The 23,018-nt window shown below is 68.6% G+C and carries 19 protein-coding genes; 5 read left to right on the plus strand and 14 right to left on the minus strand.

Annotated elements, in window-relative coordinates:
* The first annotated feature begins 136 nt into the window (after window positions 1-136).
* A complete protein-coding gene (rfbA, locus tag AC0Z9V_RS04900) occupies window positions 137-1,027 on the plus strand; it encodes a glucose-1-phosphate thymidylyltransferase RfbA (protein WP_459269532.1) in 891 nt (296 codons plus the stop codon).
* 96 nt (window positions 1,028-1,123) lie between these two features.
* Here the strand turns inward: rfbA and prfB are convergent, their stop codons facing one another.
* The 8 genes from prfB to AC0Z9V_RS04940 form a co-directional block, all read right to left on the minus strand.
* Entirely contained in the window at window positions 1,124-2,239 is a 1,116-nt protein-coding gene (gene prfB / locus AC0Z9V_RS04905; protein ID WP_485140892.1) for a peptide chain release factor 2, read from the minus strand.
* Window positions 2,240-2,327: 88 nt separating this feature from the next.
* A complete protein-coding gene (locus AC0Z9V_RS04910) occupies window positions 2,328-2,804 on the minus strand; it encodes a pilus assembly protein TadG-related protein (protein WP_485140893.1) in 477 nt (158 codons plus the stop codon).
* On the minus strand, window positions 2,804-3,250 hold the full coding sequence (locus AC0Z9V_RS04915; protein WP_208741537.1) for a hypothetical protein: 447 nt from the start codon (window positions 3,248-3,250) through the stop codon (window positions 2,804-2,806). The genes AC0Z9V_RS04910 and AC0Z9V_RS04915 overlap by 1 nt, the downstream gene beginning before the upstream one ends.
* 61 nt (window positions 3,251-3,311) lie before the next feature.
* Window positions 3,312-3,710, minus strand: coding sequence for a TadE family protein (locus AC0Z9V_RS04920; protein WP_133080907.1), 399 nt, complete (start codon window positions 3,708-3,710; stop codon window positions 3,312-3,314).
* A gap of 20 nt (window positions 3,711-3,730) precedes the next feature.
* On the minus strand, window positions 3,731-3,946 hold the full coding sequence (locus AC0Z9V_RS04925; RefSeq protein ID WP_133080908.1) for a hypothetical protein: 216 nt from the start codon (window positions 3,944-3,946) through the stop codon (window positions 3,731-3,733).
* 30 nt (window positions 3,947-3,976) lie between these two features.
* Window positions 3,977-4,918, minus strand: coding sequence for a type II secretion system F family protein (locus AC0Z9V_RS04930; RefSeq protein ID WP_244186265.1), 942 nt, complete (start codon window positions 4,916-4,918; stop codon window positions 3,977-3,979).
* Window positions 4,915-5,772 (minus strand): type II secretion system F family protein, encoded by an 858-nt coding sequence (locus AC0Z9V_RS04935; RefSeq protein ID WP_485140894.1) that lies wholly within the window; start codon window positions 5,770-5,772, stop codon window positions 4,915-4,917. Before AC0Z9V_RS04935 ends, AC0Z9V_RS04930 begins: the two co-directional genes overlap by 4 nt.
* Window positions 5,769-6,995, minus strand: a complete 1,227-nt coding sequence (locus AC0Z9V_RS04940; protein WP_459269528.1) for a TadA family conjugal transfer-associated ATPase — start codon at window positions 6,993-6,995, stop codon at window positions 5,769-5,771. Before AC0Z9V_RS04940 ends, AC0Z9V_RS04935 begins: the two co-directional genes overlap by 4 nt.
* Window positions 6,996-7,500: 505 nt before the next feature.
* Between AC0Z9V_RS04940 and AC0Z9V_RS04945 the strand changes: the two genes are divergently transcribed.
* The 3 genes from AC0Z9V_RS04945 to AC0Z9V_RS04955 all read left to right on the plus strand — a co-directional run bounded on the left by AC0Z9V_RS04945 (window position 7,501) and on the right by AC0Z9V_RS04955 (window position 15,200).
* Window positions 7,501-10,320, plus strand: a complete 2,820-nt coding sequence (locus tag AC0Z9V_RS04945; RefSeq protein ID WP_485140895.1) for a hypothetical protein — start codon at window positions 7,501-7,503, stop codon at window positions 10,318-10,320.
* A gap of 368 nt (window positions 10,321-10,688) precedes the next feature.
* Complete coding sequence (locus AC0Z9V_RS04950; RefSeq protein WP_485140896.1) at window positions 10,689-12,968, plus strand: GH25 family lysozyme; 2,280 nt, start codon at window positions 10,689-10,691, stop codon at window positions 12,966-12,968.
* 105 nt (window positions 12,969-13,073) lie between these two features.
* Window positions 13,074-15,200, plus strand: a complete 2,127-nt coding sequence (locus tag AC0Z9V_RS04955; protein WP_485140897.1) for an acyltransferase family protein — start codon at window positions 13,074-13,076, stop codon at window positions 15,198-15,200.
* A gap of 76 nt (window positions 15,201-15,276) precedes the next feature.
* Here AC0Z9V_RS04955 and AC0Z9V_RS04960 read toward each other — a convergent pair whose 3' ends face one another.
* The 4 genes from AC0Z9V_RS04960 to AC0Z9V_RS04975 are packed head-to-tail and all read right to left on the minus strand — an operon-like array spanning window position 15,277 to window position 18,777.
* Window positions 15,277-16,701: a lipopolysaccharide biosynthesis protein gene (locus tag AC0Z9V_RS04960; RefSeq protein WP_485140898.1), complete on the minus strand. Its 1,425-nt coding sequence runs from the start codon at window positions 16,699-16,701 to the stop codon at window positions 15,277-15,279.
* A 2-nt stretch (window positions 16,702-16,703) separates the two neighbouring features.
* Window positions 16,704-17,600 carry a glycosyltransferase family 2 protein gene (locus tag AC0Z9V_RS04965; protein ID WP_485140899.1) on the minus strand — a complete coding sequence of 299 codons (897 nt, stop codon included), beginning with the start codon at window positions 17,598-17,600 and terminating at the stop codon, window positions 16,704-16,706.
* Window positions 17,600-18,007, minus strand: a complete 408-nt coding sequence (locus AC0Z9V_RS04970; RefSeq protein WP_133080916.1) for a DUF2304 domain-containing protein — start codon at window positions 18,005-18,007, stop codon at window positions 17,600-17,602. Before AC0Z9V_RS04970 ends, AC0Z9V_RS04965 begins: the two co-directional genes overlap by 1 nt.
* Window positions 18,004-18,777: a glycosyltransferase family 2 protein gene (locus tag AC0Z9V_RS04975; protein WP_244186040.1), complete on the minus strand. Its 774-nt coding sequence runs from the start codon at window positions 18,775-18,777 to the stop codon at window positions 18,004-18,006. Before AC0Z9V_RS04975 ends, AC0Z9V_RS04970 begins: the two co-directional genes overlap by 4 nt.
* A 197-nt stretch (window positions 18,778-18,974) precedes the next feature.
* On the opposite strand from AC0Z9V_RS04975, the gene AC0Z9V_RS04980 reads away from it, so the two are divergent.
* Window positions 18,975-21,056, plus strand: coding sequence for a DUF6541 family protein (locus tag AC0Z9V_RS04980; RefSeq protein WP_459267002.1), 2,082 nt, complete (start codon window positions 18,975-18,977; stop codon window positions 21,054-21,056).
* A 105-nt stretch (window positions 21,057-21,161) separates the two neighbouring features.
* On the opposite strand, the gene AC0Z9V_RS04985 is transcribed toward AC0Z9V_RS04980, so the two are convergent.
* On the minus strand, window positions 21,162-22,193 hold the full coding sequence (locus tag AC0Z9V_RS04985) for an ABC transporter substrate-binding protein (protein ID WP_485140900.1): 1,032 nt from the start codon (window positions 22,191-22,193) through the stop codon (window positions 21,162-21,164).
* A 79-nt stretch (window positions 22,194-22,272) separates the two neighbouring features.
* Complete coding sequence (locus AC0Z9V_RS04990; RefSeq protein ID WP_133080919.1) at window positions 22,273-23,016, minus strand: ABC transporter ATP-binding protein; 744 nt, start codon at window positions 23,014-23,016, stop codon at window positions 22,273-22,275.
* Window positions 23,017-23,018: the final 2 nt, after the last annotated feature.

The raw sequence follows: 23,018 nt of genomic DNA on the forward strand, positions 1-23,018 counted from the left end.
CACGGCGCCGGCGCACATCGCGCACCTGATCGCCGGGTGGTCCTGCCGGGCCGGCGGGTGCCGCCGCTGCGGAGCGCGCAGCGACACGAGCCGGCCCTACCCGCACGACCGTCGGGAACTACGCCAGAATGAAGCCATGCGCGGAATTATTTTGGCCGGCGGAACCGGCTCGAGGCTTCATCCGATCACCCTGGGCATCAGCAAGCAGCTCGTGCCGGTGTACGACAAGCCGATGATCTACTACCCGTTGTCGACGCTGCTCCTGGCGGGCATCCGGGACATCCTGATCATCACGACCCCGAGGGATGCCGTGCAGTTCGAGACCCTGCTGGGCGACGGGTCCTGGTGCGGGGCGAACATCACCTACGCGACGCAGCCGGCGCCGGACGGGCTGGCGCAGGCCTTCATCATCGGCGAGGAGCACATCGGGAACGACGACGTCGCCCTGATCCTCGGCGACAACATCTTCTACGGGCCGGGCATGGGCGCCACCCTGGGCCGCTTCGCGGGCATCGACGGCGGAGCGATCTTCGGCTACCACGTGGTCGACCCGCGTCAGTACGGCGTCGTCGAGTTCGACGAGGACTTCAGGGCCCTGTCGCTCGAGGAGAAGCCGTCCGAGCCGCGCAGCAACTACGCGGTGCCCGGCCTCTACTTCTACGACAACGACGTCATCTCCATCGCGAAGGGACTGAAGCCCTCTGCCCGCGGAGAACTGGAGATCACGGACGTCAACCGGAGCTATCTCGATGCGGGACGGCTCAAGGTCGAGGTCCTGCCGCGCGGCACGGCCTGGCTCGACACCGGCACGTTCGACTCGCTGAACGACGCGTCGACGTTCGTACGGACCATCGAGCACCGGCAGGGCCTGAAGATCGGGGTGCCGGAGGAGATCGCCTGGCGACGGGGACTCCTGACCGACGACGAACTGATGGTCCGCGCTGAGAAGCTCCTCAAGAGCGGTTACGGGCAGTACCTGCAGGATCTGGTCCGCCGCGAGGCCCGGGTGGCGACGCCCGCTCCCTAGGTCGGCCGTCCGTCCCGGCTGCGGCGACGCCCGGCTGCACAGCAGGCCGGGTGCGTGCGTCGAGCCGGGTGCGCGTCGGGCCGGGTGTACGTCCGCTCAGGCTTCGTCTTTGCGGTTGTTCGTCCGCCAGCGGATCCCGGCGTCGATGAAGTCGTCGATCTCGCCGTCGAACACCGCCGAGGTGTTGCCCACCTCGTGGTTGGTGCGCAGGTCCTTGACCATCTGGTACGGATTGAGGACGTAGGAGCGCATCTGGTCGCCCCAGGACGCCTTCACGTCGCCCGCGAACGCCTTCTTCTCCGCGTCCTCCTGCTCCTTCTTGAGCAGCAGGAGCCGGGACTGCAGCACGCGCATGGCGGCGGCCCGGTTCTGGATCTGCGACTTCTCGTTCTGCATGGACACCACCGTGCCTGTGGGCAGGTGGGTCAGGCGTACCGCGGAGTCCGTGGTGTTGACGGACTGTCCGCCCGGACCGGAGGAGCGGAAGACGTCGACGCGGATCTCGTTGTCCGGGACCTCGATGACGTCCGTCTGCTCGATCAGCGGGATGACCTCGACGGCCGCGAAGGACGTCTGCCGGCGGCCCTGGTTGTCGAAGGGGCTGATGCGGACGAGGCGGTGCGTCCCGGCCTCGACCGACAGCGTGCCGAACGCGTAGGGGGCCTTGACCTCGAACGTCGCCGACTTCAGGCCGGCCTCCTCGGCGTAGGACGTGTCGAGCACCGAGGTCGGGTAGCCGTGGCGCTCGGCCCAGCGCAGGTACATCCGCAGGAGCATCTCGGCGAAGTCTGCGGCATCCACTCCCCCGGCTCCGGAACGGATGGTGACGACGGCTTCGCGCTCGTCCCACTCGCCGGCGAGGAGCGTCACGATCTCCAGCTGGTCGAGGGACCTGCTCAGCGACACGAGTTCCTTCTCGGCCTCCGCGAGGGTGTCCTCGTCGCTCTCGTCCTGCGCCAGTTCCACGAGGACCTCGAGGTCGTCGATACGGCTCTCCAGGGTCTCGAGGCGCTCCAGGGCGGACTGTCGATGGGACAGCTTGGAGGTCACCTTCTGCGCCGCCGCCGGATCGTCCCAGAGGTCCGGCGCACCGGCTTCCTCGCTCAGTTCATCGATGTCCTTGCGGATCCCCTCGACGTCGGAGACCTGCTCGATGGACTGGTACTTCGCGCGGAGGGCGCGGATCTCTGCGGGAAAATCAGTGGTTGCCATGGTTCTTCCAGCCTACGTCATGCCCCGCGCCGCGACCGCGCTCCACCCTGGCCGGCCGCGTGGGTGCGACGACGCGGCGTGCTGCGCGTCAGCGCGTGAGCTCGGCACGGGCATCGGCCTGGGCGATGATCGGTATCCCGGCCGGAACGAGGAGGTTGACGATCGGCGGACGGACGACGGCGGTGAGGACGACCCTGGCAGTGCGCCCGTCGGCTGCTCCCGTGGCGGGATCGATGCCCAGTTGCTCGAAGCGGGCGTCGGCCCCGGTGGTCGAGAGGTAGCCGGCGGCGGAGTCCTCGACGCCGGAGTCCTGCAGGACCGGGAGCGGCGTCGTCGACGCTCCGACGCGGACGTCGATGCTGTAGTCGTCGGCTGCGGCGAGCGCGGCGCCGTCGGCGGCCGACAGCAGTTTCTTGTGCTCTATATATACGGCGGTCACGGCGAGCACGACGGTGACGACCAGCAGGGAGATCAGCAGGTAGCCGATGACGAGGATCCCGATCTGCCCGTCGTCGGACCGCCCCGCGCCGGGTGCCGGGGTGGCCTCCGGTCTCCGGGCCCGCATCACCCGAACCGCTCCACGATCGAGGTGGATGTCGCGTCCACCGTCGCGGCTGACGGGGAGGACCCCGCGATGGCGGGGACCAACGGAAGGGGGACGTCCAGGCGCACCACGACGGTCACGGTGGAACCCGGCGTGAGGCACGCCTCGCTGCAGATGATGTCGACGTCGGCCTGGTCCGCCGTGAAGCCGAAGTCCGAGAACGCGATCCGGACGGCTTCGCGGGCCCTCGCATCCCCTGCCCCTGCGGTCGGTGCATCCGCGTACACCCTCGCGGCCTGGTCGGCGGCACCCACCACGGCGAACGAACCACCCTGCAGCGCGCCCACGGTCAGCACGAGGTACACGACCGGCACCAGTAGCAGGACGCCCAGGAACACGAACTCGACGACGGCGCTGCCGTTCTCCCCCTCGTGCCGGCGCCGGCCCGCCGTCCGGCCACGCGTCAACCCTCCGGGCCAGGCAGCGCTCCGAGTGCCACGCCGGCCCTGGGCAGGGACGGTTGCCGGGTCACGACGGAAGGGCGGCATGGCCGCGTACCTCCAGGACTCCGGCCGGCCCGATCAGGCCGATGACCGGCAGGGGCGCTCGGACCACCACCTCGAGGGTACGGACACCGCTGACGGTGCTCTCCCCGACCGAGATGTCGGACCCGTATGCATCGGCCAGTGAGCCGCGGATCAGCTGCTCGGTGCGCCCCACCGCGTCCTGCGGGTCCCGGTCCGCGAGTGTGCCGTACCGAGCACCCGAGGCGGCCGCGTCGATGAGCGTGTTGCGGACATGGAGCACGAGGGTCAGCTGGATGATGGCGATGAACACGACGGTCAGGAGTCCGCCGACCAGTGCGAAATCGACGACGGCCGCGCCGTGCTCGGTATCCGAGGAATCGCCCGGGTCGTGCCGGGGCATCCTCCGGTGTCGCAGCACCACTAGGGGGAGACCTGGTCGATCGCCTGGTTGAACAGCCCCTCCAGCGCGGGACCGGCGATCGCCAGCAGGGCGGCGACGAGGACGGCCGACATCAGGGTGATCATGACCCACCCCGGGACATCCCCCCGCTCGCGATCCTCCGTCGCCCGGAACAGTGCCGCAGTTGCCGCGAGGAACAGCAGGGCGATGCGCGGTGCGCTGGTCAGGATCTTCATGGCGTCCCCTTCGATGGAGTGGTTGGTGGATCAGAAACCGAGATTGATGAGCGCGATCCCCGGATAGACGGCGAACAGGACTGTCAGCGGGAGCACACCGAAGACCAGCGGGACCATCATCGCGATCTCCTTCCTGCCCGCCGATTCCATCAGCTCGCGTTTGGCGAGGTCGCGGACGTCCTGGGCCTGGGCCCGCAGCACATCGGCCAGCGGTGTCCCCCGCTGCACGGCCACGGTGATGCCGTCCACGAATCGCGCGAGCGGGGCCAGGCGCGTCCTGTTGGAGAATTCCTGGAGGGCGTCGACGAGGGGCTTCCCCGCCCGCGTGGCGGCCAGGACGAGGGCGAACTCGCCGGCGAGTTCCCCGGTCGCCGTCCTGCAGATCCGCTCGAGGGCACCCGTCGTGCTCTCGCCCGCCGAGACGGCGAGTGCCATCAGCTCGGCAAGACTGGGGAACTCGGCGAGCATGCGGGTCTCGCGCCGCCTGATGTCGGCCGACAGGACGTGGTCCCTCCCGACGAAGCCCAGCACCGCGCAGCCGAGGACGATGATCACGGCCAGCGGCACATCGGCCGACCCCGACGCCGCGAGGAGGACCATGACGAGCGTCGAGCCCGCCAGCCCTCCCGCCGCCCAGAGGAGCTGCTGGGCGCGGAAGTCCGTCGTCGTCTGGCCGCGGCCCGCCTGGGCCAGCCGGCGTGCGAGTGTCGCCGACGCCGGGTTGAAACGGTGGGACCAGGACACGGCGTCCGCCAGCAGTGGGCGGAGGATGCGCTCGAGCGGCCCGAAGGGCGTGACATTCGCCGGGGAATCCGTCAGGAGGCGCGACTGAACATCGACCGCGCGCAGCTGTGGCGCGACGCGTTGCGTCAGGCTCGTCGCCCGCATGACGGGAAGCCGCACGAGGACCAGCCATAGGCCCGTACCGAACACGAGTCCGCAGAGTGCGGCAAGGGCGCTGACGGGATTCACCGGAGGACCCGCTGATCCTCTGGTAGCGCGCCGATCCGGAGCATGATGCGGTAGCAGACGACGGAGACCACGAGTCCGCCGAGCAGGACCACCGCGCCGCCCGCGGAGTTGTACGCCCGGACGGCCTCCGGCCTGGTCGACAGGAGCAGGAGGACGAACCAGGGAGCGGCGACAGCGAGGCGGGCCGCGTTGACGGTCCACGACTGCCGGGCCTCGAGCTCGCTGCGCGTCCGCGCGGCGTCCCGCAGGAATTCGGAGAGGGTGCCGAGCAGCCGGCCGAGGTCCGATCCGCCGACCTCCCGCGTCATCCGCAGCGCCTCGACGATGCGGTCCGCCACCGGATCCGCCAACCGCTCCTTGAGCCGGTTGAGCGCGTCGTCGAACCGCCCTCCTGCCCGGTAGTCCGCCCCGAAGGCCCGGAACGCCGGCCGCAGTTCGAGCGGCCCTTTCTCGCCGAGCTGGATGAGCGCCTCCGGGAGCGACAGCCCTGCGCGGATCGCGGACCGGAGGTGGTCCACCACGTCCGGCCACACCTCGCGCAGTGACGCGGTGCGCTTCGCTGCCCGCCACCGCACGATCGAGAACGGCAGGAACGCGCCGAACAGGGCGAAGCACAGGGCGATCGGCGCGGATCCCGTCAGGATGAAGCCGAGCAGCAGGACGGCGACGCCCACCGCCGCGCAGGACGCGATCAGCCCGTTCGAGGAGACCCGCTCGACGCCGGCACGCAGGAGGAGATCGTCCAGCAGCCGTCGCCGGACCGGGACTGATCGCGCCTTCGCCGGTCGTTCCCAGCAGGACCACCAGACGAGGAAGAGCCCTGCACCGAGGGCGACCCCCAGCGCCGTGCTCATGCGTTGGTTCCGAGCAGCGACGACACATCCACTCCCGCGGCGGCGAACTTCTCCTCCGCCGGCATGCCGCTGGCCGTCAGTTCCAGAATCCCGTCGACCCGCCGGAAGACATGGGAGGACTCGATGACACCGTTCTCGACGCGTCGGCCCAGGGCCATGATCTCCGTGACTCGGCGCCGACCATCCGTCAGCCGCGCGCAGTGCACCACGAGATCGATGCAGGAGGCCACGGTCGGCACCACGAAACTGCTCGAGATGTTCTCACCGGCGAGGAGCGGCAGCGTGCAGATCTTCGTGACCGCGTCATGGGCGCTGTTGGCGTGGACGCTGCACATTCCCGGCAGGCCGCTGTTCAGCGCGATCAGCATGTCCAGGCACTCCGCCTCCCGGACCTCGCCGACGACCAGCCGGTCCGGCCGCATCCTCAGTGCCTCTTTCACGAGGCGGCGCAGGGGGATCTCACCGTGGCCCTCGAGATTGGGTTGCCTGCATTGCAGGCCGACCACGTCGCGCAGGGGCAATCGCAGTTCGAAGATCTCCTCGACCGTGATGACCCTCTCCCGGGGGCCGATCGACGCACCGAGGCAGTTCAGCATCGTCGTCTTCCCTGCCTGGGTCGCCCCGGACACGAGGATGTTGAGGCCGCTCGCGACGGCCGCTCCGAGGAACCGCGACGCCTGTGGGGACAGGGTGCCCAATTCCACCAGGTGCTCCAGCCGGGAGGCCCGGGCGATGAACTTCCGGATGTTCACGGACCAGTGCTTGCGGGTGACGTCGGGGATCACGACATGCAGCCGTGACCCATCGGGGAGGGAGGCGTCCACGAAGGGCGAGGACAGATCCAGGCGACGGCCGCTCGACTTCAGCATCTTCTCGACGAGGTCCCGCACCTGCTGCTCGCTCAGCGACAGCGCCGTGAGTTCGGATTCCCCGTTCCGCGCGACATACACCTCCGACGGCGCATTGATCCAGATCTCCTCGACCGTGGGATCGTCCAGGAAAGGCTGCAGGGCGCCGAACCCGGCGACGGCGTCGTAGATCTGCTTGCGTGCGGCATCGAGCCGGCCCAACGGTGGGAGGAACCCCAGGACCGAGCGTTCCTCGTAATCGGCGACGGCATCGCGGACCAGGAGCTGCACCTCGTCGACCTGGCGGGAGGGATCCAGCCCACGCCTCCGGATGAGCTCCCGCACCTCGCCCTCGACCACGTGCACAGCATCCATGGATATCCCCCGCGTACCTTCGCGCCGCCGTTGGCGTGATGGTCGAGCCCGGTCGGCTCCTGCTGCGAATCACCCTACTCAAGGCGGCCCCGCCCGACTAGACGGTGCGGCAGATGTGCATAACCGCAGTTTCCCGCCCCTACAGCGTGCGGGAGCCTGCAACCGCACGACACGCCCAGTGGAATTACCACGGAACGCGCAGGTTTTACCGAGGATTCTGGTTTCACATCCGAAACCCCCGTCACAGTCGTAACAGCTATGTAAGTCTTCTCGGGATTCAATCGCTGGCTGACGCCCGGATTTTGCTGGAGAACCCGTGACCCTGCCCTCCCCCGCTCGACTCCTGTGTGCCGCCCTCCTGTCCCTCGGTCTCATGGGCAGCGCGGTCCCCGCAGTAGCAACAGACGCCGTAACGGCCCCGACCCCTTCCGCGACCGCCGCCCCGGCTGTCCCGGCCGCCCCTCGAGTCGCGACCGGCCCGGCGAGTGCGCCTGCCGCACCGACGGTGACGACCGCACCCGTCGCGCCGGCGCCCACCGTCGACAGCGGGACGAAAGCCGCCACGACGCCGGCTCCCACAGTTCCCGCCCCGGCTCCGACAGTCCCCGCCCCGGCGTCGGCTGCGACCGCCGAAGCGCCCGCCGCAGCCCAGGACGAGGTCACGTCCTTCGTCCCGGACCTCACGTGGAACCCGCTCGAGGACCCGGATTCGAACGCCCGGTACGGCGAGCACTTCGCCCAGCCGGTCAGCCCGATGAAGTCGGCGTCGCCCCTGGGCCTCGACGGCAGCGCCGGGTCTGCAGCGATCGCACCGCGCAGCGGCGACTTCAAGGTCACGCTGGTCACCGTGCAACTGTCGGGGAAGACAGTTGCCGATACCGACGCGATCAACATGACGGCGGCCCGCAACTCGATCACGAGCGCGAACGCCTACTGGAATTCAGCCTCCGCAGGACGCCTGTCGATGACGAAGGTGAGCGAGTACCGGCACAAGTCGGCGGCGCGGATCACCGACTCCTACGGGACGATCATGGCGACCGTGACGAGGGAACTGAACTGGCAGTACCGGCCCTACGAGTCCCTCGTGATCTTCGTCCCCCATGCCGACCTCAACTACAACGGCTCCTGGGGCATCCTGGGCGGCGGCTTCACCGACAGCTCCACCAGCGGCCGCGTGATCATGCCCTACCCGTCGGCGCTCACCAACAACGTCGTGACCCACGAGTTCGGCCACGTCCTCGGCCTGCACCACGCCAACTCGCTCGCCTGCCCGGGCGGACGGCTCGACGCGGAACGCACCGGATCGTCCTGGGGCGATTCGGGCTGCTGGTCGTCCGAGTACAGCGACATGTCCGACATGATGGGCTACGCCCAGGTCAGCTCCCCGATGATCAATGCCTTCCTCTGGGAGTACGGCGGCTTCGGGTCCGGTTCGGAGATCCGCAACATCGGGACGCCGTCGGAGCGGAAGCAGTACACCCTGAAGCCCTGGAGCGGCAGCGAGACGCAGCGGGCGCTGAAGTTCGTGGACCCGAAGAGCAAGGAGGTGTACTACCTCGAGCTCCGCGTGCCCCTCGGTTACGACAGGACCTCTGCCGTGGGCGGCAACCAGGGCGTGAAGATCACCAAGCAGGACGTCCTCGGCTGGGCCGGCAACGCATCGGTGGTCCTCACCCCCAACAGCGGCCTGTACGGCTACTCGAACCGTGCCCTGACGTGGAAGGCGGGACAGACGTTCACCACCCACACGGGGACACGCGTGGAGATCACTTCGATGTCGGTCCCCACGACCGACCCGGGCGCTGCAAGCGCCGTCGTGACGATCACTCCCCCGAATTCGACTCCGTCGCCGGCGGCGGCGGCTATCTCGGCGGTTGTCGCGTCCTCGTCCGGGCTCGGGGAGGTGCGCTCCGGTGTCGTGTGTGATCTGACCGGTGGAGGGTGCTACCAGGGGTTCGCCAATGGCGCGGTCATCTGGTCCAGTGCAACGGGTGCTGTCATCTCCCTGAACGGGCCGCTGCGCACCGCATGGCTGGCAGCCGGCGGCGAAGGCGGAACCCTGGGCTACCCCACCGCGGCACAGGTCTGCGGGATCCGCGACAACGGGTGCTACCAGTCCTTCCAGAAGGGCGAGGTGTTCTGGTCCAAGGCCTCCGGAGCCGCGATCAGCAAGGCCGGCGTGATCCGCACCGCGTACCGTGCTGCCGGCGCCGAGAACGGAGCACTGGGCTTCCCCCTCGCCGCGGAGGCCTGCGGGCTCAAAGCCGGCGGCTGCTACCAGGCCTTCCAGAACGGAGAAATCCTCTGGTCCTCGGCCACGGGCGCCCAGATCTCCAAGGCCAGCCCGATCCGCACCGCGTACCGGGCAGCACGCGCGGAGAACGGCATCCTGGGCTACCCCACCAGCGCGGAGATCTGCGGACTCAAGCTCGGCGGGTGCTACCAGACGTACCAGAACGGGGAGATCCTCTCCTCCACCGAGACCGGAGCACACATCACCAGGACCGGCGGGATCCGTAACGCCTACCGCGCCGCGGGCGCCGAGAACAGCGCCCTCGGATTCCCCGCCGGCGAGGAGACCTGCGGCCTGCGCAACGGCGGCTGCTACCAGTCCTTCGCATCGGGCGAGATCATGTGGTCGCCCGCCACCGGCGCGCAGATCATCTCCAACAGCCCCATCCGCACCGCCTACCGTAAGGCAGGAGCAGAGAACAGCCTCCTGGGCTACCCCGTGAACGCCCAGGTCTGCGGCATCCGCGACAAGGGCTGCTACCAGTCCTTCCAGGGCGGCGAGATCCTCTGGTCCAGCGACTCCGGAGCCAACATCAGCAGGACCGGCGGCATCCGCGACCTCTACCGATCCCTCGGAGCGGAGAACGGCCAGCTGGGCTTCCCCGTCACCGCCGAGATCTGCGGCCTGCGCGACGGCGGCTGCTACCAGTCCTTCCAGCGGGGCGACATCTACTGGAGCCCGAGCACCGGAACCACGCTCAGCACCTCCGGCTCCATCCGCAACGCCTACCGCAAGGCCGGCGCAGAGAACAGCGCCCTGGGCTACCCCCTGACCGCCGAGATCTGCGGCCTGCGCGACAACGGCTGCTACCAGTCCTTCCAGAACGGCGAGATCCTCTGGAGCTCCAAGACCGGAGCCAGGATCACCGCCAACGGCCCCATCCGCACCACCTACCGCAAGGCCGGCGCCGAGAACGGAACCCTCGGCTACCCCACCACCAACCAGACCTGCCCCACCCGCACCAAATGCACCCAGAGCTTCCAACGCGGAACCCTCACCTGGACCTCCACCACCGGCGTCAAACGAACCTGACCCACCCCACCCCGACACGGATCCACCAGCACGTGTTCCTCTCCATGTGCGGCCCCGAACAAATAGGTGATTTCACAGTGATAACCAAGCGAACTTCCACATCGGCCCGACTCGCCCTGCTGCTCGCAGCGATCCTCGTCAGTCCTCTGGCGCCGGCATCGGTGTCTCCTGCCCTTGCGAGCGAGATCGGCGACGTAGCACCGCTGGTCACTCCCCCACCCACAGTCGAGGTTCCCCCGTCCGTCGGTGGGACACCGACGGACGGGGCGACGACCCCTTCCGCAGAAGGTGTCCTCCCCCCAGAGGTCGAGGGGGCGGAGCAGCAGGGTGCGGCCGCCGTGGCGCCACCCGAGGTGAGGAACGCGTCCATGGGGCAGGGACTCGCGCGGATCGCCGAGTCGGGCGATCCCCAGATCCCCCGCGCAGCGGAATCGCGGGAGGGTTTCCTGAATGGCGGGGGCGCTGCCGAGGATTCCTCGGAGCAGGGCTCGGCGGCGACGAACTACTGGAACCCCGGCGGGGTCCTGGGCGTCGATGTCAGCAGCCACCAGGGTCGGTCCGTCGCCTGGTCGGCGGCCGCCGGCTACGGTGCCCGCTTCGCCTACGTCAAAGCGACGGAGAACAACGACTACGTCAATCCGTATTTCTCGGACCAGTACGCGGGCGCAGCAGCAGCGGGTATGTACCGGGGTGCCTACCACTTCGCCCTGCCCAACCTGTCCTCGGGCTCGGCGCAGGCGACGTTCTTCGTCCGGAACGGCGGAGGCTGGAGTGCGGACGGCAAGACCCTCCCCCCACTCCTCGACGTCGAATTCAATCCCTACCCGTCGCTGGGCAATACCTGCTACAACATGACGCCCTCGCAGATGGTCGCCTGGATCGCGGACTTCTCCCGGCAGATGCAGGCCTTGACCGGCAGGAAGCCGATGATCTACACGGCGGCCAGCTGGTGGAACCAGTGCACCGGCAACTCCACCGCGTTCGGTGACCATGCGCTCCACGTGGCGCGCTACGGTACGACCACCCCCGGCACCATGCCCAGCGGCTGGGCGAAGCAGGACGTGTGGCAGTACACGGACAGCGGGCCGGTCATCGGTGACTGGAACCAGTGGAACGGGACCCTGGCGAGCCTGCAGGCATTCGCCAGGAACGACGTGAATTCGACTCCGTCGCCGGCGGCGGCGGCTATCTCGGCGGTTGTCGCGTCCTCGTCCGGGCTCGGGGAGGTGCGCTCCGGTGTCGTGTGTGATCTGACCGGTGGAGGGTGCTACCAGGGGTTCGCCAATGGCGCGGTCATCTGGTCCAGTGCAACGGGTGCTGTCATCTCCCTGAACGGGCCGCTGCGCACCGCATGGCTGGCAGCCGGCGGCGAAGGCGGAACCCTGGGCTACCCCACCGCGGCACAGGTCTGCGGGATCCGCGACAACGGGTGCTACCAGTCCTTCCAGAAGGGCGAGGTGTTCTGGTCCAAGGCCTCCGGAGCCGCGATCAGCAAGGCCGGCGTGATCCGCACCGCGTACCGTGCTGCCGGCGCCGAGAACGGAGCACTGGGCTTCCCCCTCGCCGCGGAGGCCTGCGGGCTCAAAGCCGGCGGCTGCTACCAGGCCTTCCAGAACGGAGAAATCCTCTGGTCCTCGGCCACGGGCGCCCAGATCTCCAAGGCCAGCCCGATCCGCACCGCGTACCGGGCAGCACGCGCGGAGAACGGCATCCTGGGCTACCCCACCAGCGCGGAGATCTGCGGACTCAAGCTCGGCGGGTGCTACCAGACGTACCAGAACGGGGAGATCCTCTCCTCCACCGAGACCGGAGCACACATCACCAGGACCGGCGGGATCCGTAACGCCTACCGCGCCGCGGGCGCCGAGAACAGCGCCCTCGGATTCCCCGCCGGCGAGGAGACCTGCGGCCTGCGCAACGGCGGCTGCTACCAGTCCTTCGCATCGGGCGAGATCATGTGGTCGCCCGCCACCGGCGCGCAGATCATCTCCAACAGCCCCATCCGCACCGCCTACCGTAAGGCAGGAGCAGAGAACAGCCTCCTGGGCTACCCCGTGAACGCCCAGGTCTGCGGCATCCGCGANAAGGGCTGCTACCAGTCCTTCCAGGGCGGCGAGATCCTCTGGTCCAGCGACTCCGGAGCCAACATCAGCAGGACCGGCGGCATCCGCGACCTCTACCGATCCCTCGGAGCGGAGAACGGCCAGCTGGGCTTCCCCGTCACCGCCGAGATCTGCGGCCTGCGCGACGGCGGCTGCTACCAGTCCTTCCAGCGGGGCGACATCTACTGGAGCCCGAGCACCGGAACCACGCTCAGCACCTCCGGCTCCATCCGCAACGCCTACCGCAAGGCCGGCGCAGAGAACAGCGCCCTGGGCTACCCCCTGACCGCCGAGATCTGCGGCCTGCGCGACAACGGCTGCTACCAGTCCTTCCAGAACGGCGAGATCCTCTGGAGCTCCAAGACCGGAGCCAGGATCACCGCCAACGGCCCCATCCGCACCACCTACCGCAAGGCCGGCGCCGAGAACGGAACCCTCGGCTACCCCACCACCAACCAGACCTGCCCCACCCGCACCAAATGCACCCAGAGCTTCCAACGCGGAACCCTCACCTGGACCTCCACCACCGGCGTCAAACGAACCTGACCCACCCCACCCCGGTGGGCGGACCGGGAAGCGGGGAAGGCTATCATGAGATCGCACTCGTACACCGACGTCCGTGGACGATGAACCCGAATACTAGGAGAATGTTTGATTGACCAGGCTGCCATAGCCGGGCCGACGAGACGCGCTCGGCCCGGCAACCCGCAGCGGCGCGACATCCAGGCACTCCGCGCGCTGGCCGTTGCCCTCGTCGTCGCGAACCACCTCTGGCCGGGCCTCATCGCCGGCGGGTATGTCGGCGTCGACGTCTTCTTCGTCATCTCCGGCTATCTGATCACCAAGCACCTGCTCGGTGAACTCGGGCGGACGAACCGGATCCGCCTGGGGCAGTTCTATGCGCGGCGGGCGAAGCGGTTGCTGCCCGCCGCACTGGTCGTGGCCCTGCTGTCCCTCCTGGTGGCAACGGTCTACCTGCCCGCCGACAGGCTGCTGTCCATCGGACGGGAGACCATCGCCGCCACCCTCTACGTGGAGAACTGGTCCCTCGCAGCGCAGTCCGTGGACTATTCGGCGCAGAACAACCAGGCATCCACCGTCCAGCACTACTGGTCGCTGTCCGTCGAGGAGCAGTTCTACCTGGTCTGGCCGCTCCTCCTCCTCGGCGTGTACCTCCTGGCGGCCAGGCTTCGATCCCCGCGGGCTTTCCTGCTGACCGTACTCGCTGCAATCGGCGCGGCCTCGTTCGCGTTCTCGATCTTCCTCACCTACACCAGCAGGAGCGAAGCATACTTCGTGACGCCCACCCGGGTGTGGGAGTTCGCCGTCGGCGGTCTCATCGCCGCCACCTCCTCCGCCTGGTTCGGCGACCCCCGGTATCCGGCACGCATCCGGCTCGCAGGTCTCGCCCAGTGGGCGGGGCTGGGTCTCATCGTCGCGTCCGCGCTGGTCTTCGACGAGTCGACCTACTTCCCGGGATACCTCGCGGCTGTACCCGTGGTCGGTACGGCGCTGGTCATCGCCTCGGGCCCGCAGTCCCCGCTCTGGTCACCCAACACCCTGCTGGGCGTCTCCGCCGTCCAGACGCTGGGGAACATCTCCTACTCCCTCTATCTCTGGCACTGGCCCGTCATCATCCTGCTGCCGTCGATCATCGACCGTCCGCTGGGTACCCTCGACCTCCTCGGGGCGCTCCTGCTGTCCCTGGTCCTGGCCGGACTGACGAAGAAGTACGTCGAGGACCCGGGACGATCCCGCCTGCTGCCACAGGCGTCACCGCGGAAGATCCTCGGTGTCACGTTGGTCGCGTCACTGACGGTCACGGCGATCTGCGCCGCATCGATCGTCGCCGCCAGCGTCACCCAGGCAGCGGAAGCAGAGCGCCTCGACGCCCTGTCCGGAGGCGAATGCTTCGGCGCGAAGAGCCTGTCCGCCACCGCGTGCCAGGATCCCTTCGGGCCCCCCGAGGTGACGAACGTCGGCGACGGAGAAGCTCCCTGGTTCGACGACGCGCAATGCGGCACAGCTCCCGATCCGATCGTCGTGGGCGACCAGAAGCTCCTGACGCTGTGCGACTTCTCGGACGGACAGGAGGATCACGAGACCGTCTGGCTGATCGGCGATTCCCATGCGGAGCAGTGGAAGGCGGCGATACTCCCCCTCGCCCGCGAGAACAACTGGACGGTCAACATCAGCCTCGTCGGCGGTTGCCCGTACCTCGACGTGAAGCGCGCCGCATTCATGGGAGCCGAGACCGACACCGAGGTGCAGCGTCGGTGCCTGCAATGGAGTGCCGCCGTCTCCGATCGTGTCCTCGCCACGTCGCCGGACCTCGTGTTCCTCTCCTCGTTCTCCGTCGGTGAGGAGATCGAGGACGGCACCGGCCGCGCGCAGGCGGACCAGTACCGGGACGCCTTCGCGGACCGGGTGGGCCCCTGGGCTGCCCAGGGCACTGAGGTCTACGTCATCAGGGACACCCCCCTGACCCTGGAGCGCTCGACGCCGGAGTGCCTGGCCCGCAACGAGGAATCACCGCTCGACTGCGCGAACGAGAAGACGCGCGCCCTGCCGGACGATCCGGCCGCAGAGGCAGCCCGCTCGCTCGAGCAGGCGAACGTCCGTGTCCTCGACCTCTCCGACCGGTTCTGCCCCGACGACACGTGCTACGCGGCCATCGGCGGCCTCCATGTCTACTTCGACAAGGACCACGTGGCGCGGAGCTACATCCGTTCGCTGATCCCGGAGTTCGCCGAACGGTTCGGAGCGGCCGGGTCCTGAGGCGTGCCGCCTGACCGGAGGAGCAACGGCGCCGTCAGGATCCCGGCGGCGTCCGGTCCTGAGGGGTTGCGCCGGGTCAGGAGCCCGACGGCGTCCGGTCCGGGTTCCGCCGGGACCGCAGGAGGAACAGCGCCGCCAGGAGGGCACCGACGACGGCCACCTCGAGGATGCCGGCCGGAAAGCTGAACGGGACGAGACCGAGCAGGAGCACGACGATCACCTGGCCTCCGATACCGCCGAGGAAGAGCGGAAGGGGCACGCTCCTGCCCGCGGGTGTCCCTCGGACGATCCCGTACGTCAGCAGGCCCAGGCACACGAACCCGAGCACCTGGGCCATTGCGACCACCACGACGTCGGCCTGCGACGCGGGCCAGTAGGCGAGGAGCGCGATGACCACCAGGATGCCGGGCGTCACGACAGCGAGGCGCCTGGTCCCGTTGGCGATGTACAGCAGGTTGGAGGTCACGAGGAACAGCGCGTACCCGGTGGACACCAGCGGGAGGGTGACCGCGATCGGCCAGACCAGCTCGGGCTCGGTCGACAGGATCGACGACCCCACTGCCGCTCCGGACGAGGCGAGCAGCCCCACCCCCACCGACCAGGCCACGGCCTCGATGGACACGCGCCGGGTCACGTCGACCAGTCCGCCGCTGCCGGCGGACATCATGCGCGTCGACCACGCGTTGTTCAGCGCGTTCAGGATCGTGATCGGCCCCAACGCGAAGATGAGGACGGCTCCGAACCGGCCTGCCGCCTCCACGGTGGCGGCGAACGCCAGGATCAGCACGGACCCCTGCGTGAGCAGCATGAGCGCACCCGTGTGCGGCAGCAGCGGCACCGCGATCCGGACCGATTCACCGCTCGAACCGGCGACTCGCCACGGCAGGCGCGGCCGTGCCAGGACGAGCGCAGCGGCACCCGTGACGACGACCGCGAGGGTGTAGGCGCCCAGATAGACCTCCGCGGTGGGCGCGATGAGGATCAGGCCCACGAGGCCCAGCAGGTTCGCCAGGACGGACGAGCCGATGCTCAGGAGCACGAAACGCCCGGGCCTGTTCTGTGCCCTGAGCACAGCCTGCGCGCCCAGCACGGAACCGAGCACCCCGACGCTGATCACCGAGAGCACCGTGCTCGAGGCGGCACCAGTCGCACCCAGGGCACCGAGGCCGAGGAGGCAGAGCACGACGACGGCAGCCAGGGCGGCGGAGGCGACGGCCATGAAGCCGTACATGGCCCGGGACCGGTCCTGTCCCCGCTCCCGGGCGAACCAGATGTTCGTGATCGCCAGCGGAAGGCCCGCCGAGATCAGGACGACCAGCACCTGGATCGTCACCACCGACGTGGAGACGATCCCCCACTGCCGGTCGTCGAGGATCCGGATCGCGAAGGGCTGGATGAGCAGCAACCCCAGCCCCTGGAGCAGCGACCCGACGAGGTACCACGTGCCGGAGACGGTCGGGCGGGCCTGCGCAGGCTGCGGTGATGCGGACCCGCTGGGCATCGCTATCTGGTGAGGGCGTGGGCGGTCAGCTTGCGCATGCCACCCCACATCCGGCGCCGGGCCACCTGCGGCAGGAGGGTGAGGGCGTGGAGCCGCGACGACGCGTGACGGCTCGCGGCCGTGGCGGCGCGGTTCCAGCCGAGCCGCTGGAAGTCCTTCACGCACTCGTCGAAGAAGGCACGCTCCTCGGCGAAGCGCCGGCCGTCGAGTGCACGCACGGACGAATCGGACTCGCGGTGGCGCCTGTACTGGAAGCAGGTCTCCGCCAGGACGAGCATCTTCCCGCCCGACATGATGATGTCGGTCGCAAGGGCGAGATCCTGGACGACGTCGTACTGCTCCCTGAAGCTGTGGCGCGTGATGGCCTCGGACCGCCAGGCGAGGGACGGGAAGTACAGCCAGTCACCCGTGAGGAGGCTCGCTGCCAGCGGTTCCCCTGCCACGACCGCGCTCGCGCTCTCCCCCACGAGCCGGCGCCGGAGGTAGCTCTTCACGCGGTCACCGACCGGCTGGTAGACGGTCCCGTTCTCGTCGATCACCTCGACGCCCGGCTGGATGATGTCCACGGACTGGCGCGAGAAACCCTCGTGCACCACCGAGAGGTAGTTCGGGAGCATCAGGTCGTCCGCGCCCATGATCACGACGTAGTCGTGCTCGATCAGGGACAGGCATTTCCGGTAGTTCGCATTCGCGCCGAGGTTCACCTCGTTCCTGAAGTACCGGACGCGGTCGTCCGAGTCCGTCAGGTCCTTGAAGTAGGCCGGCAGTGAATCGTCGGGGAACCCGTCATCCACGATGGTCAGCACGAAGTCCCGGTGGTCCTGGTCGAGGACGGACTGTACGGCCGCCTTCATCATCGCCACGTCCCCGTAATAGGGGAACATCACGTCTATAGTCATCAATCTTTCCTCTGCTGGTCAAAGTTCATCGGGTTCTCGGCCCCGTGCCGGGGGACAGGGGTGGCTTTCGGGTTGTTCAGCCGCTCGACTGCCGCCCGGAGGATCGATACCTCTTCGGCGAGGATCCGCGTCTCGTCCTCGAGGATCGTCAGCTCGCGGGACACGTGCAGGGAGACGCCCACGAGCAGGAGGATGGACAGCGCGAAGAGCAGGTTGGACGGCACGATCACGCCGACCGCGTCGGCGGCGAATTCCAGGAGGCTGGGGAACAGCGCCAGGACGATCGTCAGGGTGCCGATGACGAGCCAGAGGATCGCGTACTTCTCGCGCAGTTTCCCGTTGCGCAGCATCACGAGGACGACGGCGACGATCAGGATCGAGGAGAAGAGTGAGAATGCCACGCTCATGCTGGTACGGGTCCTTCTCCTGCTATGTCCCCGGTCGAGGGAGCTTGGTAGTCACGCGGGGTTCTTCTGCGGGCGAGGGCGAAGCACAGGACCAGGCCCGACCGCGCGAGGTAGATGGATGCTTTCCACGGGCTCTGGCTGGGAGTACCGGCCTGGCGCACGCGCATCTCGACGGGCACCTGTGTCACGGTACAGCCCGACTTCAGGGCAACGACGAGCGAATCGATCGTGTCTCCGAGGTACTCCGCCGGGAAGTGCTCGATGTACTGGTGCAGTCCCCGCCGGTTCACGGCGCGGAAACCGGAGGTGACGTCGGTCAGCCTGGTACCGGCGACGCGCGAGATGACCCTGGCGAGGAGCGACATCGCCCAGCGGCGCGGCCCCTTGGCCTGGTACTCCCCCTTGCCGGCGAACCTCGCGCCGATCGAGATGTCGGCTCTCTCGAGCCCCTGGAGGACCTTCGCGATGTCCTCCGGCATGTGCTGTCCGTCCGAATCGACCTGGATCACACCCGAGTAGCCGTTGCGGAGCGCGTACTTGAAACCGGTGCGCATGGCGCCGCCGACTCCGAGGTTGAAGGGGAGCCTCAGGACGACGGCCCCGGCCTCTTCTGCGATCCTCGCCGTGTCGTCCCGTGATCCGTCATCGACCACGAGGATGTCCATTCCGGGTTCCACCCGCTTGATGTCCCTGATGGTGTCACCGATCGCCTCTGCTTCATTCCAGGCAGGCATGACGATCAGGATGCCGGAAGGCGGTCTCTTACCCATGGTGTGCAATCATAGCAATAGGCGTCGCGACCTCGGTGCTGAGCGCTCGAGAGCCGCCGACCGTGGTCTGTCGCGTCTCAAGCAGGCCACCGGGCGTCCTGGCTCCGGAGAGCCACGGAGGGTGACCATCTTCTTACAGGGCCAGCACTGTGTCCTCGGAACGTGGACCTCAGAAATACGACGAGGAGATTGACCATATGAGCTGGTGGGCTACAGCCCCTGCCTTCGCTGGCGCGGTACTCGTTTTCTTCGGGCCGGGGCTTGTCGTCCTCGCAGCCGCCGGTGTCCGGCGGGTCGCCCTCGTCGCCCTGTCGGCCCCGATCTCCATGTCGATCGGTTCGTGCCTCGCCGTCGTGCTGCCCTATCTCGGCGTCGGGTTCACTCCGGTGTCCTATCTCCTCTTCTCCCTGGGCCTGGCGGCGGTGGTGCTGCTCGCCCGACGGCTGCTCGGACGGAACGGGTCCGCCGGCCTCCGCTCCGTCCGCCGCTTCGGGGACGTCGAGCTGGTGGACAACCGGCCGATGGACGGCAACGGGCTTCCCACCTGGGTCCGGAGACTGCTGGTCCCGGTCGCCGTCGCCTTCCCGGCGATCATCATCGGGTCCCGCTACATCGCAGGCTTCGGCTCCCCCGAGAACTTCTCGCAGACCTTCGACAACGTCTACCACCTCAACGCGGTCAAGCACATCGCGGAGACGCAGAACGGCTCCGCGCTGACCCTGGGGAACCTGACGGAAGCCTCCCAGGCCTTCTATCCCGCAGCCATGCACGACCTCATGGCACTCGTCGTCATGATGACGGGCGTCTCCGTGCCCGTCGCTGTCAACGTGGGCACCATCCTCCTGGGTGCCGTCGTGTGGCCGCTCTCCTGCGTGTTCCTGATCAGCCGGGTCATCGGCTATCGGGCCATCCCCCTGCTCGCGGCCGGTGTCCTGTGCGCGGGGATGAGCGGGTTCCCCTACCTGATGGTCGCGTTCGGGGTCCTCTACCCGAACCACGCCGCCATCGCCCTGCTGCCCGCTGCCCTGGGCCTGGTCGTCGAAGCCCTCGGGATGACGCCGGAGCGTCGCCGGACGCTCTCCATCTCCGCAGGGCTGCTCACCGCCGCGGTACTGCCCGGACTCGCGCTCGCCCATCCCAGCACGCTGCTCGCCCTCCTGGCGTTCGCGGGTCCCGTGGTCGCAGGACGAGCCGTGCGGGAGTTCCGGTTCCGCCACGGCGGGGCGGACCGGCACGCACGCCCCGTGCTGTGGGGCGTCGTCTTCGTCCTCTACGCAGGCGTCACGCTCGTCGCCTGGCTGAAGGTCCGGCCGTCCCTGGCCTTCGCGCCGTGGACGCCGTTCCAGACCAATGCCCGCGCGATCGGCGAGATCCTCGGAAGTGCGCCGATGGGAGCGACCACGGCCTGGATCCTCCTGGTCCTGACGGTCGCCGGGATCTACGTCGCGGCCCGGCAGTTCCGGGACCTGTGGTGGGTCCTCATGATGTTCGTCATCGCCGGCGTGCTGTACATGGTCGTCTCGAGCTGGAACCTCGGCTGGTTCCGCACCTTCCTCACGGGGGTCTGGTACAACGACAGCTTCCGCCTCGCGGCCCTCCTTCCCGTCGTCACGCTCCCCCTGAGCGTCCTCGGTGCCGAGTGGGTGACGGGCCGGCTGCGCGTGCTCGGCACGCAGCTGGCGCCGGCCGACCACAGCATCGGCGCCCGACGGCGCCTCCCGGCCGCGCGTCGGGTCCGCCAGGCGATCCCCCGGCTCACCGGTCATCCGATCACCGCAGCGGCCGTCGTCCTCCTGCTCGGGGTGGGGACGCAGGGAGGCACCCTGGCCGGGGTCCAGATCCGCATGGGGGAGGTCTTCGCGCTCGAGGAGGAGTCCCCGCTCCTGACCACGGACGAGCTCGCCCTCCTGGAACGCGTCCCCGATCTCGTGCCGGCAGGCGACGTGGTGGTCGGCAATCCCCGCACCGGGGCGTCGCTCGTCTATGCGGTCGCTGACCGGCAGACCGTGGCACCCCACATCTTCGGTGACCGCACGGACACCGAGCAGACGCTGCTCGACCACTGGGACGAAGCAGGCTACAACCCCTCCGTGTGCGAGGCCATCACGGACGAACGGGCGTTCTGGGCCCTCGACTTCGGTGACAAGGAAGTCGTACCCGGGGACGAGCCCTACATCGGTTTCCGCGCCCTCGCGGATCAGAGCGCTCCCGGTATCTCACTGGTCGCGGAGGAAGGCGACGCCCGCCTCTATCGCGTGGATGTGTGCGAAGAGCCCTGAGACCGAGCAGGGCCGGCCGCCTCGGGCCGCTCCTCCCCCGTCTCCGGACGGGAGCCGGCGCCGTCGTCCGGCCGACGTTGTCGCCGGACTCCCGGCGGTGCAGGCCTACTGCTGCGCGTTGAAGGCTGCCTCCGCCAGGACCGGGATGAAGTTCCGGGCCAGCCACTCGATGCTGAGGGGTGACTCCATGATCATGGCCGCACCCATCTCGTCCTTCGGTGCGATGACGACCTGGGTCGCCTCGTCGAGATCGGGGCCCAGCTCGTCGGCCAGTTCCTGGGACCGCTGTCGTTCCGCGACGAGGACCAGGACCTCCGCCCGGAGTTCCTCCGCCTGCGCGCGTGGCCAGCGGAGCTGCCCGACACGACCGAACACGTCGTCCTCGACCTCGCCGGCGTTCTCGATGCCGGCCGGAAGTGGTGCCGGCGTCAGGCCGAATTCGCCGAGGAGGTTCGCAGGGCCGGACGCCTCACCGTAGACGGCGAGATCGGCTCCGGCCACGGGAAAGGCCTCGACGACCAGGACGGAGACCCCTGCCAGATCAGGGTAATCGGAGACCGACGCCGGGATCGTCCGCTCCGTGTCCCGGACGAGGTCGGCGCCCTCGTCGGCACGTCCGATCGCCCGCGCGACGACGTCGACCGTCTCACGCCAGGTGGGCTTCCCCGCCGTCGTGCCGTGGACGACCGGGGCGATCTCCGAGAGCTGATCGTACTGGGCCCGCGTGATGTCGGCGCCGAGGGTGAAGATCAGGTCGGGCTCGAGCTCCTCGATCGCGGCGAGGGAGAGGTCGAGCTCGTCCGCGTAGAGGACCGGCATCAGCGTCTCCTCGGCGATGCGCCGGAGGTTGTACCACGGTGTGGCGTTCGATCCCGGCATGCCGACCGGTGCGATCCCGAGCGCCAGGCAGACGTCCGCGGCGGCGAAGCCGAAGGTCGCGATGCGCAGGGGCTGCTTCCGGACGGTGGTGGTCCCGAACCGGTGGGCGATGTCGACCGGGAAGGCACCCGCGTCGCTCCCCGGTTCCTCGCCGGCGCCGGTGCACGCACTGACGACGAACGGCAACCCCAGCATCCCCAGCATGACGGTCCGACGGCTCATCGCAGGAGATGCCTTGCGGGCGCTCTCGTCTCTCACAGATCTTCCTCTCGTGAATCCTGGCAGTCCCGGCGATTCCCGAGGTGCCCGACGGCGGACGCCGTCTGGTGGGGACCTCCTAGTGGTCCCTCGCGCGTTGTCTCAGCTCCGAGACGACGGATGACACCTCGCCGTCCTTCACCAGCCGGCCGTTCTCCAGGAGGATCCCGCGTTCGCAGACGCTCGACACCAGGTCGAGGTCGTGACTGACGACGATGAGGGTCTTGCCCGCCGCCGCCAGCTCCCGGATCTTCGCCAGGCACTTCCGCTGGAAGGGCTCGTCCCCGACGGCGAGGATCTCGTCGACCAGGAAGATGTCTGGATCGGTGTGGACGGCGATCGAGAACGCGAGCCGGAGGTACATGCCGGACGAGTAGAACTTGACCTCGGTGTCGATGAACTCACCGATCTCGGCGAACTCGACGATGGAGGCGAACCGTTCCTCGATGTCCCGCTGGGACATGCCGAGGATGGCGCCGTTGAGATACACGTTCTCCCGGCCGCTGAGGTCGTGGTGGAAACCGGCCCCGACCTCGATCAGCCCCGCGAGGTGGCCCCTCGTGCGGATCACCCCGGCGTCCGGCTGCAGCACCCCGGAGATCAGTTTGAGGAGGGTCGACTTGCCCGACCCGTTCAGCCCCAGCAGCGCGACCGTCTCACCGCTCCGCACGGTGAAACTGATGTCGTCGAGCGCGTTGAACTTCTGCACGAGATCACCGTGCCGCCCGCGGACGAACCAGACGAATGCCTCCTTCAGCGATCGGGTGTGGCGCAGGACGAAGCGTTTCTGGAGTCCGGTGGCGACGATCGCATCGGTAGGCATTC

The organism is Arthrobacter sp. UYP4 (assembly GCF_057291175.1).

Excerpts from the sequence above, each read along its gene's own strand:
- rfbA (WP_459269532.1), top strand. The coding sequence starts at position 137 with ATGCGCGGAATTATTTTGGCCGGCGGAACCGGCTCGAGGCTTCATCCG.
- prfB (WP_485140892.1), bottom strand. The coding sequence starts at position 2,239 with ATGGCAACCACTGATTTTCCCGCAGAGATCCGCGCCCTCCGCGCGAAG.
- AC0Z9V_RS04910 (WP_485140893.1), bottom strand. The coding sequence starts at position 2,804 with ATGCGGGCCCGGAGACCGGAGGCCACCCCGGCACCCGGCGCGGGGCGG.
- AC0Z9V_RS04920 (WP_133080907.1), bottom strand. The coding sequence starts at position 3,710 with ATGCCCCGGCACGACCCGGGCGATTCCTCGGATACCGAGCACGGCGCG.
- AC0Z9V_RS04925 (WP_133080908.1), bottom strand. The coding sequence starts at position 3,946 with ATGAAGATCCTGACCAGCGCACCGCGCATCGCCCTGCTGTTCCTCGCG.
- AC0Z9V_RS04935 (WP_485140894.1), bottom strand. The coding sequence starts at position 5,772 with ATGAGCACGGCGCTGGGGGTCGCCCTCGGTGCAGGGCTCTTCCTCGTC.
- AC0Z9V_RS04940 (WP_459269528.1), bottom strand. The coding sequence starts at position 6,995 with ATGGATGCTGTGCACGTGGTCGAGGGCGAGGTGCGGGAGCTCATCCGG.
- AC0Z9V_RS04960 (WP_485140898.1), bottom strand. The coding sequence starts at position 16,701 with ATGCCCAGCGGGTCCGCATCACCGCAGCCTGCGCAGGCCCGCCCGACC.
- AC0Z9V_RS04965 (WP_485140899.1), bottom strand. The coding sequence starts at position 17,600 with ATGACTATAGACGTGATGTTCCCCTATTACGGGGACGTGGCGATGATG.
- AC0Z9V_RS04970 (WP_133080916.1), bottom strand. The coding sequence starts at position 18,007 with ATGAGCGTGGCATTCTCACTCTTCTCCTCGATCCTGATCGTCGCCGTC.
- AC0Z9V_RS04975 (WP_244186040.1), bottom strand. The coding sequence starts at position 18,777 with ATGGGTAAGAGACCGCCTTCCGGCATCCTGATCGTCATGCCTGCCTGG.
- AC0Z9V_RS04980 (WP_459267002.1), top strand. The coding sequence starts at position 18,975 with ATGAGCTGGTGGGCTACAGCCCCTGCCTTCGCTGGCGCGGTACTCGTT.
- AC0Z9V_RS04990 (WP_133080919.1), bottom strand. The coding sequence starts at position 23,016 with ATGCCTACCGATGCGATCGTCGCCACCGGACTCCAGAAACGCTTCGTC.